A 13,387-nucleotide genomic window follows, 5' to 3' on the forward strand; every position below is an offset into this window, starting at 1 on the left:
GTGCACGACTTTCGGGGAGGCCGTGCCATGACCGCTTTCGTGCGCTCTTACCTGTTCCTTCGCCGCGCCATCGGGGTGCTCGGGATCCTGCTGCCGATCGTCGTGATCGTCGGGAAGGAACTGCTCGAGGGCGGCGGCCTGCTCGGTTCGCTGAGCGGCTATTACTACAGCGATCTCCGGAACGTCTTCGTCGGCACGTTGTGCGCGATCGGCGTCTTCCTGATCGCCTACCGCGGTTACGGCCGCGTCGACGACATCGCGGCCAACGTCGCCGCGATCGCCGGCATCGGCGTCGCGCTGTTCCCGACCCAGCCGGTCTCGCCGACGCCCACCGAGCACGCGATCGGCATCGCGCACCTGGTGTTCGCGGCGATCTTCTTCCTCACCCTCGCGTTCTTCTGTCTCTTCCTGTTCACCAAGGACGACGGCGCGCCGACCAAGCGCAAACGTTCGCGCAACGCGATCTACCGGACGTGCGGCATCGTGATGCTCGCGTGCCTGGTGCTGATCGTGGTCAACGGCTTGTTCTTCAGCGCCGCCACCGCGGCCCTGCACCCGACCCTCTGGCTGGAGTCGCTCGCGGTGTTCGCGTTCGGGTTCGCGTGGCTGACGAAGGGCCAGACGCTGCTGGGCGACCAGCCGCAGCCGCGGCCAGCGGCTCAGGCCAGCTTGCCGTAAGCCTCCGACACCTGGGTGAGCCAGGCGACCTCGGCGGCGAACGTCTTCGCGTCGTGGGCGTCGAACGCGCCGTTGTCCTGGCTCTCCGCCGGGGCCAGGCCGGAGGTCTTCGCCTCCAGCGCCTGGCGGATCTTGCGGGCCTCGGCCATCGCCTGGTCGCTGTCCGGGGTGTCGGCGCGGTCCATGTACGGGCGCAGCGCGCGCCAGCCGTCGCGGATCTCGATCACCCGGCGATGCAGCCGGTAGTGCAGGTCCGACCAGCGCCGGTCGGTGTCTCCCTCGGCCGGCGGTTCCAGCGCGATTCCCGGCGACGATTCGTACAGCGAATGCCACAGCGGGTAGAGCGCGCGATAAGAACGGTAATTGCGCTGCCATCGGGCGACCGACGAGACGTGCTCGCCCCACGACGGCATGGTCAGCCCGAAGGACACGATCACGATGCCCAGCGCGCTGAACACCGACGGGGCGATCGCCCACGCGCCGAGGTGCCAGCCGAGCGCCGGGCTCACGATGTTCACCGCGCGCGTGGCGCAGTAGCAGAACAGCACGACCGCGCCGACCGCGAGCGTCCGCAGCGTCCGGCGCAGCCACACCCGCGACGTGCTCCGCGCGTACGGCAGGCACTGCAGGTAGATCGTCACGCACGGCACGGCCTGCGAAATGATGAACAACAGCAGGTAGGTGAGGATCACCGGGTCGCTGCTGCCCACCGCGAAAGCGGTGCCGGGGGTGCCCGGTTTGTTGCCGATGAAGAACAGCACGGTCAGCACGACGAACAGCACCGCGCCGGAAACGATCCACGCCCGGATCTGCGTGCGGATTTCCACCAGGGGATTGGCCCACAGCATGAGCAGGAGCTGCGCGCTGATGCAGTACGCGACCGCGGCCAGGTGCAAGATCAAGATCGCCAGATTGGGGATCCCGAACAGCGAGCCGATGCTGAGCGAGAGGGCGCCGAGGGTGAAGGTGACGCACTGCAGGATCAGCGTTGTCATCAGCACGATGTAGGCCGGGTCGCGCCACGAACGGCGCATCGAGAAAAGCTTGTACAGCAAAGCCGCGTACGAGGAGACCGCCGACAGCGAGAATAAGATGATCTTCAGAGTGTTCACTCGCGCCCCCGGAACGGCCTCAGCGCCCGGTGGGCGGAACGGTGTGCGCGGCACTCTTGGCGGAATTGTTCACGATCGGCGACCATACACCACCGCAAGTGCCGGAACTAGGGCCGGAAAACTGGTTCTGGCCTGGGCGAATTCCGGATGGATCCCGGGTGTCGGCCGCCTGCTCGAGCGCTGTCGCGGGTGATCTTCCGGTGAACGGCGGGCGACCGGGTCGTGAGCGGCCGCAACAGGATGCGCCCGTCGCTAGGGTGTCGCCATGAGTCTCCAGGTGGTGATCGGGTACGGACCGGCGGGGGCGGCCACCGCCGCGCTGCTGGCTGAACAAGGGGAACGGGTCCGGGTGATCGGCCGGTCGCCCCGGGAGCCCGAACCGGGGCTGGAGCACGTCTCTCTCGACGCCGCTGACCAGGCCGCGCTCACCGAAGCGACCAAGGGCGCTACGGCGATCTACAGCTGTGCGAGCCCGCCGTATCACCGGTGGGCGGCCGATTGGCCGCCGTTGCAGGCCTCGATCTGTGCCGCGGCCGAGGCGAACGACGCGCTGCTGGTGTCGCTGGGGAATTTGTACGGTTACGGTCCGGTCGATGGTCCGCTCACCGAGAATCTGCCGCTCGCGGCCACCGGAACCAAGGGCCGGATCCGGGCATTGCTGTCCGAACAACTGCACGCATTGCACGACGAGGGCCGCATCCGCGCGGTCGAGGTGCGGGCTTCCGATTTCTTCGGCCCCGGAGTGACCGACGGCGGCCATCTTGCCGCTCGCGTGGTGCCGAACGTGCTGCGCGGGCAGAAGGTGCAGGTACTCGGCGATCCGGACGCCTCGCACAGTTGGACGTACATTTCCGATGTCGCGCGCACGCTGGTCGCGGCCGCGCGGAAAGAAAACGCGTGGGGCAAGGCGTGGCACGTGCCGACTGGTCCGCCGCGGTCCGCCCGGGTGATGGTCGCGCTGTTGTGCGAGGCGGCGGGAGTGCCTCCGGTGCCTGTGCAACGGCTTTCCCCGATGTTACTGAACGCGGCCGCGCTCGTTTCGCCGATGCTGCGCGAGCTGCGGGAGGTCCGCTACCAGTTCGACCGCCCGTTTGTCCTCGATTCCGGTGCGGCACAGGAATTTTTCGAGATTACGCCGACGCCCGAGAAAGATCAATTCCCCGCCACCGTGCGCTGGTGGCGTGATCGCTTGGCTACCGTGAGTTGAGGTGCCTGTGCATTCCTCCGCACCTTGCCCAATGCCCTTGAAAAACTGGGTAAGAACGGGCAATCTCGGTGTCGACTGGGTGGGAATCGGCACGAGGAAGTCATGCCATGGGGTCCGTAAGATCTGGGTGGGAAGAATCCGAAAATAGCCAGGACATCGCCGTTGTCGGAATGGGATGCCGTTTTCCGGGGGCGCGCAACGTCAACGAGTACTGGGATCTGCTGAGCGAGCCCAAACCGCAGTTTCGGCGGGTGCCGGATTCGCGGTGGCGGCGGGAAGCGTTCTACAACGACGATTTCCGGGACAGCGGCGCGGTCTACTCCGACCGCATGGCGCTGCTGGAGGACGTCGGCGACTTCGACGCCGGGCACTACAAGATCCCGCCGCGGCGGGCCAAATCGCTCGATCCGCAGCACCGGCTGCTGGTCGACCTGACCCGCGAGGCGCTGCAGGACGCGGGATGGGAAGCCGAGGGCTTCGACCGCGAAGACACGTCGGTGATCATGTCGCTCAGCGACAGCGGCTACCGCGACATGAGCACGCTGCACCTGCGGATGAAACAGCTGATCGGCGGCGAGTTCGGCCGCGCGGGCGATCCGGCGATGGCCGAGGCGGCGTCCGCGGTCAGCGGCCTGCACGCGACCGCGATGGCCGGGCTGCTGCTCAACATGGGTCCGAGTTCGATCAGCAACGTCTTCGACCTGCACGGAGAGAGCTACGCGCTCGATTCGGCCTGCTCCGGCGGGCTGACCGCGGTGGCGAACGCGGTGTTCGCCCTGCGCGCGGGCCGCTGCCGGATCGCCGTCGCCGGCGGCGCGCAGCTGGTGCTGGCCCCGGACCTGTTCGTGGGCCTGTGCCGGATCGGCGCGATCTCGCGCGCAGGCGAATGCCGTCCGTTCGACCGCCGGGCGGACGGATTCGTGCTCGGCGAGGGGGCCGGCGTCCTGGTGCTGCGCCCGCTCGCGGACGCACGGGCGGCGGGCGACCGGGTGTACGCGGTGATCCGCGGCGTCGGGCTGTCCAACGACGGCACGGTCAAGGGCGGCATGATGCCGCAGGAGTCCGGGCAGCTGCGGGCGCTGCGGCGGGCGTACCAGGACGCGGGGGTCGACCCGGCGTCGGTCGGGTACCTGGAGGCGCACGGCACCGCGACCGCGGTCGGTGACGACGTGGAGATCAGCGCGCTGAGCGAGCTGCGCCGCGGCGCGGAGAACCCGGCGTACCTCGGGGCGGCGAAGTCGGTCGTCGGGCATTCCCTTGGCACCGCGGGAATCGCCGGTCTGATCAAGTCCATTTTATCCGTCCACAAGGGACAGATCCTGCCGCAGCCGGATTTCGAACCGGCCGATCATCTGCCGCTGCGGGACGCCGGGCTGCAGGTGGCGGGCCAGGCCACGCCGTGGGACAGCGACGGACCGCGCCGGGCCGGGGTGAGCGCGTTCGGCTTCGGCGGCTCGAACGTGCACGTGGTCGTTGAGGAAGCGGCGCAGGAACCGCCGCCCGCCGAGACGCCGCGGCTGCTGCTGCTCACCGCGCGGGACCGGGCCGGGCTCGCCAGGCACGCCCGCGAGGTGGCCGAGGCGCTCGGCAGCGAGAACCCGCCGCTGGCCGCCGTCGCGGGCACGCTCGCCCGCCGGACGCTCTTCCCGGAGCGGCTCGCGGTGGCCGCGGACGACGTCGCGGACGCGGTGTCCAAGCTCGTCGCCGCGTCGGTCGCGCTCGAATCCGGCCAAAGCGGCGAGCTGGTGCCGGGCGTGTTCGCTGGTATGGTGTCACCGGGAGCGGAGCCGGTCGAGGACGGGGTGCCGGCCGAGCTGGCTCCCCGCGCGGTCGCCGGGGCGGGGCTGCGCCCGGTGGCGGACGGCCTGCCGCGCTGCACGCTGCCGCCGAGCCCGCTCAGCCCGCGCCGGCACTGGGTGGTCGACGACGCGAAGCTCGCCAAGGCGCAGACGCTGGAGCCGCTCGGGGCTGCCGCCGCACCGGTCGAGGAGACGGAGGAGACGACGTCCGCGCGGGATGTGCTGGCGATCGTGCTCGAGGAAGTCGCGCGGACGACCGCGTTTCCGGTCAGCGAGTTGTATGCCGGGCAGTTGCTGGTGGACGATCTCGGCTTCGATTCGTTGATGCTCACCGAGTTGGAAGCGCGGCTGCGGAAGCGGTTCCCGGGAGCTCCGGTGGAGGTCGAGCAGTCGGGGTCGCTGACCGTGGGGGCGGTCGCCGGGATGCTCGCTCCGGCAATGGATTTGGTGCCTGCCGCTCCGGTTCCGGCTGCTCCGGCTCCGTCGTGGGATCCGGCCAGTGCGGCGATCGAGGAGTTCCCGGAAGCCGCGGCTATCGAGGCGCGGTTGACGGAGTTCGACGACCTCGGGGTGCCTAATCCGTACTTCCGCAAGCATCAGGGGCGGATGGACGCTACGACGTCGGTGTCCGGGCGCGAGTATCTGTCCTTCTCCAGCTACAACTACCTTGGGCTGGCCGGGCATCCGGCGGTGACCGCTGCGGTGCACGACGCGGTCGAGCGGTACGGGACTTCCGTGTCCGGCAGCCGATTGCTTGCCGGGGACCGGGATTTGTCGAGTGACCTGGAGACGGAGCTGGCCGCGTTCCTCGGGGTCGAGGACAGTCTCGTCCTGGTGAGCGGGCACGCGACGAATGTCGGGGCGATCGGTCATCTGGTCGGGCCCGGGGATTTGATCGTGCACGATTCGCTGGCGCACGACAGCATTCTGCAAGGGTGTGCGCTGTCCGGGGCTACGCGGCAACCGTTTCCGCACAACGACACAGCACGGCTGGAGGACGTGCTGCGTCGGACGCGGTCACGGTTCCGGCGGGTGCTGATTGTGGTTGAGGGCGTTTACAGCATGGACGGGGATGTCGCTGATCTGCCTGCGTTGATTGAACTTAAGCGGCGCTATGGGGCGTTGCTGATGGTTGACGAGGCGCACAGTATCGGGACGATGGGTCCGCGCGGGGCCGGGGTTGGGGACCACTTCGCGGTGGATCGGTCCGGGGTTGATCTCTGGATGGGGACGCTGTCGAAGTCGCTTGCCGGGTGCGGGGGGTATCTGGCTGGGTCGGCTCGGACTGTGCGGTGGTTGCGGTATTCGTTGCCGGGGTTTGTTTACAGCGTGGGGATTACTCCGGCTAATGCTGCGGCTTCGCTTGCGGCGCTTCGTGTGTTGAAGGAAGAGCCGGAGAGATTGGTGCGGTTGCGGGAGAATTCCCGGTTGTTCTTGGAACTGGCTGCTGCGGCGGGGGTGCCGACTGGGGTGGCTGGGGGTACGCCGATCGTGCCTTGTGTGGTGGGTAGTTCGCGGGTCGCGTTGAGACTGGCTACGGCGTTGTTCGAAAGGGGGGTGGTGGTGGATCCGATTTTGTATCCGGCGGTGGATGAGGAGTTGGCTCGGTTGAGGTTCTTCATCACCAGTGAGCATCGGGAGGATCAGCTGCGGTATGCGGTGGGGGTTTTGGCCGGTGAGTTGGGGGCTGGCTGAGTCTTTGGCTCGTCGCCTGGCGGCGACATTGCCGTGGTGGTTGCGTGGGGCACCCCGAAGCTTGATTGTGCTGACGGGCGGTGGGTGCTTGTCAAGGCGGGAAAGATGCCTTGACAAGCACCCACCGCCCGCAGGGAGGCTTCGTATCGGGGTGCGGGGGAGGGGCTGGGTGCCTCGATAGCGGGTGCATCGGCTGCGGTTGGGTGCCTTGATGGTTGGGTGCATCGGCTACGGCTGGGTGCTTCGACAGCTGGGTGCATCGGCTGGGGGGTGTGGCTGGGTGCTTCGATCGTTGGGTGCACTGGCTGCGGGTGGTTCGTGGTGGGGGCTAGCGCCCCAATGTGGCATTGGGTGCGTTGGATGCACCCAATGTGGCGTTCGGTGCGTCCCATGCACCCAATGCCACATTGGGGCGGCATCCCGGCCGACGGCTGCGAGCCCCGGCGGGGTGGTCCGTGAAGGGCTCCTCGAGGGAATCTAAGTCCGTGAAGGGGCCCCTCACGTACTTCGGCTGGTCGTGAGGGGAACCCTGAGGGAATCAGAGTCCGTGAAGGTGGCCCTCACGTACCGGCGCGCTAGAGGAGCGAGCGTTCGATGCGGTCCATCGGCTTTTCCCCTGCTTTGGGGGTTTCGGCGATGGGTTTCGACGGCGTGCCCATGCGTTCCGACAGCAGGAAGGCGATGATCTCCGCTTCCTGTTCCTGTGCGTCGTCGTAGGTGGCGCGCATCAGCATGTCCCGGACGATGTCCGGGTCCAGGTTGGGGAACAGCGAGCGGGCGCTCTCGTCGTCAAGGAGACCCGAGCCGCGATGACAGCAGATGATGTGACCCAGCTCGTGCAAGATGATGTGCTCCTGGTGCGCCCCGGTGGTGTTGGCGTCGAAGAAGATCAGGTCCTCGCCCCGTGCGGCTACCCACATGCCGCACGGGTGCGACGCTGGCATCGGCAGCGGCACGAGGGTGATCGGCCGTTCGCGGATTTCGCCCAGGCGGGCGCAGAGGGTGGCCAGGTCGTACTTCGGCGGGAGGTCGAGTTCGGCGATTCGCTGGGCGCCTTCGTCGCGCATCCGTCGCAGCTGCTCGCGCCGCTGCGGGGCTTCGGACGGGGTGCCGGTCACCGCGCCGCTTCGTCCGTGACCGGGGGCAGCCCCTGCATTTTGCGGTATTGGTCCATGATCGTGGTGATCGCCTGGAGGTTTTCCTCGCGCATGCCCGCCGCGCGCATGGCGACCGCGCGGACGCCTGCCTGGCGCATCGCCTCCACCGCGGCCAGCTCCGACAGCACCGATCCGGCCACCTCGTCGTCGAAGAAGTACGCGACGGAGACGCCGAAGAATTTCGCCAGTGCGGCCAGCAGTTCCTGAGACGGATTGGTCCGTTTGCCCGTGCGTAGCTGAGACAGGTACACCGCGCCGACCTTCAGCTCCGGCGTGGCCCGCTTCAGTTCGGCTGCCACCTCGGCGTTCGTCCAGTGCCTCCCCTGCGGGCGCACCGTGCGGAACAGGTCGTCGAGTCTGGAGGCCAGGGTGGGCCGGGCATCCGCCGGCTGAGTGTCTTCGGACATGCTGCTACGCCCCTCCAGTTGCAGCTGATTGCTCTCAGCTAAGGCGACTATCTCAGATTAGCTCACAGTTGACAATCGCCGGAGGGCTCCACAAGACTGTGCCTCAACGAGATAGCTGGTGGCTAACTCGCCACACAAACCGGGCAAGAGCGGCAGGCGTAGTACCGGCCCGGGGCGACGCTGGGGGTGTCGCCCCGCTCGGTCCGCCGAGGCCGGGTCCGGAGGCAGCAGACGTGTCAGCGAACTGCCTCCGGGCCCGGCGCACTACGCCGCTGGTCGGACCGCGGAGCGCGCCAGCGCCGGGGGATGTGCGGAACTTCGGGAGCCGGTAGATGGCAGCGGCGGGCGCCGGACTGACGGATCACGCCTGTCCAGCAGCCGACTGCGCTGAGGCCGGAGGTGTTCCGGTGCGGAACCTCCGGCAAGCACCATGGCTGGCAGAGCTGTCAGCGAACCGCTTCCGGACCGGCGAACTGCGCCCATTCGTCAGCCCACCGCGCCGCGCGCCGGTGGTCGAGCACTCGCCGTGCGATCCAGAACGCGCCGCCCAGCACGCCGACCGCGCACAGCCAGCAGAAGGCCGCGACGAGCACGCCGTTGGTGACCGCGTCCGCGTGCGTCAGCGGGGCGGTGGTCTGCTTGCCGCTGTCGTCCAGCCAGATGTCGGTGGTCGAGCCCTCGGTCGCGGAGGCGGCGGGCACCGTGATGACACCGGTCCGCTGCACGCCGTGCGGGGGCTTCCAGACCGCGTTCACGCGCGCGGTGTTCGCGATCGGCGCGCTGTCGCCGACTGAGGCGGCCGGCTGCGCGGCCGTCGTCAGCACCGTGGCGGTGACCTGGTGCCGCGACTGCAGCTGCGCGTCCGACGCGGCGGTCTCCGCGGCGATGTCCTCGCTGCCGATCATCATCGCGAAGGGAATCGCGATGAGCGCCAGCAGCGTGACGATCCCGGCGAGTACGCCTTCGATCCGGTCCGACCGTCGCACGAGCGGGTTGCGCACGGCGCCGAGCCGTCGGAGCAATCGTTTACCAGGGTGTGGTGGTCTGCCTGCCCGAGTCCTGTTCCGCATGCCTCTCATGGTCCTCTTTCGCGCGCGCGAGCGCTGTGTCCCGCACAACGTTTTTCATGTTTTTCCTGGGGATCCGGTGTGTTTTCGCTTACCTCCGGGCCCGGGGACTACCCGTGTGGGTGACGACGAGCGGAGGTTGCGCCTTGCGGGGGCAGGGTTTCGCGGGGTGCGACGAGTGGTCCAGGCCAATGTCTGGCGGCTCCGGTACGCGTTGCCCGGGTTGATCTTTCGCCGGGTTCGGCCGCGGATGGGTTGCGGTGTCGATGGTTCGGCGCCGCGGTCGCTCGGTGGATCGTCTGATTCGCACGGTTCGCGTTGGCGGGCAAGCGATCTTGCGGCCTCGGCGTCCGGTGCGACTGGGTGCCGGGAGTTCGCTTGCGGGCAACCGGGCGTTTCCGCCGGGGACAGCCCGGGCAGACAGGTCCGCCCGGGCCGCTCGGGAAAACGCTCATTGCCGTCCGGTCCGGAATCGGGGTATCGCCAAGCACAAACCGGGGGAACGCTCCCGATATCCGGGAACCATTCAGTCGACCAGTCGAATCGTCGCCGTCGGACTGTGCGAACGACGCCGGGTGATCCCGTGTTCGGCGACGATTCCGAGTTGGATGCTGCGATCGGCGGGCGCCCAGTAGCCCGTGCGCACGAAATAGCCGTCCATTGTGCAGAGCCGGTTCGCGCTCTTGCGGGAACTGATCGCTTCCCAGCCCCATTGCCGTCCGGTCTCCTCGACGCCGTTGCGCCGCACGTGCAGCCGCGGGTTCCCGATCTCCCGGCAGTACGCGCTGCCGTCCGCGATGTACAGCACGCCGTCGACCTTGTAGAACCGCTTGCCGTCCAACAGGCTCACCTGGCCGGACAGGGTGAAGTGCACCCTGCCGCCATGGGCCCCGTCCATCGTCCAGTCGAGACAGAATTCCTTCGTCGGAACCTCGAGCGACTGGGTCATGGCCGTGTCTCCTTTGCTCGCCTTCCGGAGCGTCCAGGAAAATATAAGGAAGAAACGCGTTCACGACAGGTATCGGGAACCGTTTTCACCCGAAGAGGCCCGGCGGACACGCATCGTGGTCAAGCCCCGATTAATCGGTGGAATTACCGCCGATGGGGTATCGCGGATACGATCAGTGAATTCTCCTTGCCCGAAACCGGTGGCGGCGCACCGGCGCCGGGACCGGCGGGCCGTGCGGGTCGTGTCGGCAGCGTGACATCGTCCATGACGCTTGTCATAGACCCGGCCGTGTGCCACCCTCGGGTTATGACGACTGTCATGACCGCCGTGCGACCGGCCACCGCCGGTTCCGTGGCCGACCTCGTCCGCGCCTGCTCGCCGGAATCGCTGAGCCGCCGGTTCACCCTCGGCGGCCCGATCGAGCCGGACGCGGTCCTGTCCAGGTACCAGCGATTCCTCCTGGTCGACACGGCCCTCGTCGCCGAGGTTTCGGGTGTGCCCGCCGGGCTGCTGAACGCGGTCCCGGAGGACGACCGCCGCGTCGAACTGGGGCTGCTCGTCGCCGACCGGTGGCAGCGGAGGGGCATCGGCCGCGGCCTCGTCCGGCTGGCCGCGGAGCAGTGGCTCGGCTGGAAGCTGCACGCCACCGTGCAGGAGGGCAACGTCGCTGCGGAAGGATTGCTGCGGGCGTGCGGGTTCCGCTTCGTCCCGGGGTACCGCGGCGAGAACGAGTACGAGCTGACGGTCACGGAGGAGACGCTCGATGACGGAACGGCCGGCGCGCGACCGGATGGTCTTCAGCGCTGCGCAGTTGCTGCGTACGCAGGGCTTGAGCGGCACTGGCATGCGCGAGGTGGTAGCGCATGCCGAAGCGCCGCGGGGGTCGCTTCAGCACTACTTCCCGGGCGGTAAGGAACAGCTGTTCGGCGAGGCCATCGATTGGGCAGGGCGCTACGCCGCGCGACGCGTGACGCGCGCGATGGACTCTCTGCCGGACCCGACGCCGTCCGCGCTCTTCGCCGCAGTTGTCGAGAACTGGCGCGCGGAGTTCCTTGAGATCGGCTACGACTACGGCTGTCCGTTAGTGGCCACAGTCACCGACACGGCGGCGTCGAGCGAGCCGTTGCGTGAGCGGGCGAACGACGCCTTCGCGCAGTGGCGGAAGCCCATCGTGTCCGCGTTGCAGCAGATGGGCGTACCGGCGGCGCGCGCTGCTTCGCTGGCAGTGTTGATGATCAGTGCGCTTGAAGGAGCCTTAGTGCTGGCCCGGGTCGAGCACTCGGTGACGGCGCTTGACACGGTTGTCGAGGAGTTAGGTCCAGTTCTCGACGCCGCAGTGGACAAGCGCCGCCGTCGCTAACGCCTGCCGAGCTTCGCGCGCAACGTGGCGATAGTGTCCGGGTCGTGCAGCAGCTCGGCGAAGTGCTCGGACTCCGACTCCATGCGCTCTTCGACGCTCTCGTCAGTGCGGTCGTGCAACAGCGCGCGCGTCGCTGTCAGCGCGCGTACTGACCGCTCCGCGAGGGTCGCGACGCGTTCTGCGACGCGCTTACTGAGCGCTGTCTCGTCAGGGAGCACTTCGTTGACCAACCCGAGTTGCGCCGCTTCGACCGCAGGCAGGCGTTCTCCGAACAGCAGCAGCTCCGTCGCACGCTGCGGTCCGACTCGACGCGGCAGCGCGTAACTACTGCCGAACTCCGGCACCAGCCCCAACGGTACGAAGGGGAACTGCAGGTAGCTGCGTTCGGTGGCGTAGACGAGGTCGCAGTGCAGCAGCAGGGTCGCGCCGATGCCGACAGCGGGACCGTCGACCGAGGCGACGACTACTGCCTGCGTCGCGAGCAACGCCTCTTGGAAGACCCGCGCAGGCGTCTTCGTGCGGTCACCGGCTTCGTGCGCGAGGAAGTCGCCGAGGTCGTTGCCTGCGGTGAACGCATCGCCGGCTCCGCTCAGTACGACGATCGGCGTGCGGACAGCGTCGAAGGCGTCCGCGAGGGCGACGTACATCGCCTTCGTGAGCGCGTTCCGCTTCTCCGGACGGTTGATGGTGATGGTGGTGACCTGTCCGTCGACAGTCGTCTCGATGCTCATTCACAGCTCCGCAACAGCAGCGAGCAGCAGATCAACTTCCGCTGCAGTCGTGTATGGCGCGATGCCCGCGCGTACGGCACCAGTGTCGCCAAGACCGAGATGCCGCGCGCACTCGATGGCGTAGAACGTCGAAGCAGGCGCGTTGATCCCGCGCGCGCCGAGACGCTCGTACACCGCCTGCGGCGTCAGCCCGGTGACTGAGAACAACACTGTCGGCGTACGGCGACGCGTCGGCGAGCCGTATCGAACGACGCGCGGCAGTGCGGCGAGCCCGTCCTCCAGACGCTGCAACAGTGCGTCTTCGTGCTCTTCAAGCGCCGTAAGCGACGTACGCAAACGTTCGCGACGACTGCCTTCACTCGGCACGAGCCCGGCGAGGAAGTCGATAGCGGCGGTAGTGCCCGCGAGGAGCTCGTACGGCAACGTACCCAGCTCGAAACGCTCCGGAACCGCGTTGCTCGACGGCAGCAGCTTGTCCGGCTGCAACGTCTCCAGAAGATCCGGTGCGGCGGCGAGAAGGCCGAGGTGCGGTCCGAGGAACTTGTACGGCGAGCAGGCGTAGAAGTCCGCACCCAGCGCGGCGATGTCGACCACCGCGTGCGGCGTCAGGTGCACGCCGTCCACATAGCTCAGCGCGCCTGCTTCGCGGACCGCGCCAGTAATCGCCGGGATGTCGGGACGCGTGCCCAGCAGGTTGGAGGCAGCAGTGACCGCTACCAGGCGCGTCCGATCAGTGAGCAGTTCCGTGATCGATGACGTCGGCAACTCGCCGGTCTCGGGATCGAAGTCCGCCCAGCGAACAGTCGCACCGCGCGCTTCGGCCGCCTGGACCCACGGCCGGACGTTGGCGTCGTGGTCGAGCCGGGTGACCACGACCTCGTCGCCCGGCCCCCAGTTCTTCGCGAGCGTACGGGAGAAGTCGTAGGTCACCTGCGTCATGCTGCGCCCGAACACGACACCCTCCGGTTGAGCGCCGAGCAGGTCAGCGACTGCTTGCCGGGCTTCGCGCACGACGCCGTCCGCGCGGCGCTCCGCCGCCGTGACGGTGCCGCGGTTCGCGATGGCGGCGCAGAGGGTCGAGGAGACCGCTTCGCCGACCACGTCCGGGACCTGGGAGCCACCGGGTCCGTCGAAGTGGGCAGCGCCGTTCTCGAGCGCGGGGAAGTGCTTGCGGATCGCGTTCACGTCGTAGGCCACGGCTGCCAGCTTGCCTGATCCCCGGGCG

General features: G+C 68.2%; 12 protein-coding genes. 5 read left to right on the top strand and 7 right to left on the bottom strand.

Going from position 1 to position 13,387, the window contains the following annotated elements; translation table 11 throughout:
• The first annotated feature begins 27 nt into the window (after nucleotides 1-27).
• Entirely contained in the window at nucleotides 28-678 is a 651-nt protein-coding gene (locus tag PUT80_RS05695) for a hypothetical protein (protein ID WP_037815101.1), read from the top strand.
• Here PUT80_RS05695 and PUT80_RS05700 read toward each other — a convergent pair.
• Nucleotides 660-1,790 (bottom strand): MAB_1171c family putative transporter, encoded by a 1,131-nt coding sequence (locus tag PUT80_RS05700; protein ID WP_275291293.1) that lies wholly within the window; start codon nucleotides 1,788-1,790, stop codon nucleotides 660-662. The genes PUT80_RS05695 and PUT80_RS05700 overlap by 19 nt on opposite strands.
• 265 nt (nucleotides 1,791-2,055) lie before the next feature.
• On the opposite strand from PUT80_RS05700, the gene PUT80_RS05705 reads away from it, so the two are divergent.
• Nucleotides 2,056-2,997, top strand: coding sequence for an NAD-dependent epimerase/dehydratase family protein (locus PUT80_RS05705; protein WP_037815098.1), 942 nt, complete (start codon nucleotides 2,056-2,058; stop codon nucleotides 2,995-2,997).
• A gap of 107 nt (nucleotides 2,998-3,104) precedes the next feature.
• Nucleotides 3,105-6,491, top strand: a complete 3,387-nt coding sequence (locus PUT80_RS05710; protein WP_275291294.1) for an aminotransferase class I/II-fold pyridoxal phosphate-dependent enzyme — start codon at nucleotides 3,105-3,107, stop codon at nucleotides 6,489-6,491.
• 575 nt (nucleotides 6,492-7,066) lie between these two features.
• On the opposite strand, the gene PUT80_RS05715 is transcribed toward PUT80_RS05710, so the two are convergent.
• The 4 genes from PUT80_RS05715 to PUT80_RS05730 form a co-directional block, all read right to left on the bottom strand.
• Nucleotides 7,067-7,609, bottom strand: a complete 543-nt coding sequence (locus PUT80_RS05715) for a toxin (protein WP_037810612.1) — start codon at nucleotides 7,607-7,609, stop codon at nucleotides 7,067-7,069.
• Nucleotides 7,606-8,055, bottom strand: a complete 450-nt coding sequence (locus tag PUT80_RS05720; RefSeq protein WP_043828603.1) for a helix-turn-helix domain-containing protein — start codon at nucleotides 8,053-8,055, stop codon at nucleotides 7,606-7,608. Before PUT80_RS05720 ends, PUT80_RS05715 begins: the two co-directional genes overlap by 4 nt.
• Before the next feature lie 446 nt (nucleotides 8,056-8,501).
• Nucleotides 8,502-9,056: a hypothetical protein gene (locus PUT80_RS05725; RefSeq protein WP_235146610.1), complete on the bottom strand. Its 555-nt coding sequence runs from the start codon at nucleotides 9,054-9,056 to the stop codon at nucleotides 8,502-8,504.
• A 592-nt stretch (nucleotides 9,057-9,648) separates the two neighbouring features.
• Entirely contained in the window at nucleotides 9,649-10,071 is a 423-nt protein-coding gene (locus tag PUT80_RS05730; protein ID WP_037810609.1) for a hypothetical protein, read from the bottom strand.
• Nucleotides 10,072-10,377: 306 nt separating this feature from the next.
• Between PUT80_RS05730 and PUT80_RS05735 the strand changes: the two genes are divergently transcribed.
• Together PUT80_RS05735 and PUT80_RS05740 are read left to right on the top strand one after the other, a co-directional pair.
• Nucleotides 10,378-10,983, top strand: a complete 606-nt coding sequence (locus PUT80_RS05735) for a GNAT family N-acetyltransferase (RefSeq protein WP_238604557.1) — start codon at nucleotides 10,378-10,380, stop codon at nucleotides 10,981-10,983.
• The gene (locus tag PUT80_RS05740; protein WP_238604558.1) at nucleotides 10,916-11,431 is read left to right on the top strand and encodes a TetR family transcriptional regulator; all 516 of its coding nucleotides are present in this window, start codon (nucleotides 10,916-10,918) and stop codon (nucleotides 11,429-11,431) included. The genes PUT80_RS05735 and PUT80_RS05740 overlap by 68 nt, the downstream gene beginning before the upstream one ends.
• Here PUT80_RS05740 and PUT80_RS05745 read toward each other — a convergent pair.
• Together PUT80_RS05745 and PUT80_RS05750 are read right to left on the bottom strand one after the other, a co-directional pair.
• On the bottom strand, nucleotides 11,428-12,162 hold the full coding sequence (locus PUT80_RS05745; RefSeq protein WP_275291295.1) for an enoyl-CoA hydratase-related protein: 735 nt from the start codon (nucleotides 12,160-12,162) through the stop codon (nucleotides 11,428-11,430). The genes PUT80_RS05740 and PUT80_RS05745 overlap by 4 nt on opposite strands.
• Nucleotides 12,163-13,359 (bottom strand): cysteine desulfurase-like protein, encoded by a 1,197-nt coding sequence (locus PUT80_RS05750; RefSeq protein ID WP_037810605.1) that lies wholly within the window; start codon nucleotides 13,357-13,359, stop codon nucleotides 12,163-12,165.
• Nucleotides 13,360-13,387: the final 28 nt, after the last annotated feature.

The sequence above is a fragment of the Amycolatopsis sp. La24 genome (assembly GCF_029087445.1).
GTDB lineage: Bacteria > Actinomycetota > Actinomycetes > Mycobacteriales > Pseudonocardiaceae > Amycolatopsis > Amycolatopsis nivea.

Bases quoted from the DNA above. Each gene is read 5' to 3' on its own strand.
- PUT80_RS05695 (WP_037815101.1), top strand. From the start codon at position 28: ATGACCGCTTTCGTGCGCTCTTACCTGTTCCTTCGCCGCGCCATCGGG.
- PUT80_RS05705 (WP_037815098.1), top strand. From the start codon at position 2,056: ATGAGTCTCCAGGTGGTGATCGGGTACGGACCGGCGGGGGCGGCCACC.
- PUT80_RS05710 (WP_275291294.1), top strand. From the start codon at position 3,105: ATGGGGTCCGTAAGATCTGGGTGGGAAGAATCCGAAAATAGCCAGGAC.
- PUT80_RS05720 (WP_043828603.1), bottom strand. From the start codon at position 8,055: ATGTCCGAAGACACTCAGCCGGCGGATGCCCGGCCCACCCTGGCCTCC.
- PUT80_RS05730 (WP_037810609.1), bottom strand. From the start codon at position 10,071: ATGACCCAGTCGCTCGAGGTTCCGACGAAGGAATTCTGTCTCGACTGG.
- PUT80_RS05735 (WP_238604557.1), top strand. From the start codon at position 10,378: ATGACGACTGTCATGACCGCCGTGCGACCGGCCACCGCCGGTTCCGTG.
- PUT80_RS05740 (WP_238604558.1), top strand. From the start codon at position 10,916: ATGCGCGAGGTGGTAGCGCATGCCGAAGCGCCGCGGGGGTCGCTTCAG.
- PUT80_RS05745 (WP_275291295.1), bottom strand. From the start codon at position 12,162: ATGAGCATCGAGACGACTGTCGACGGACAGGTCACCACCATCACCATC.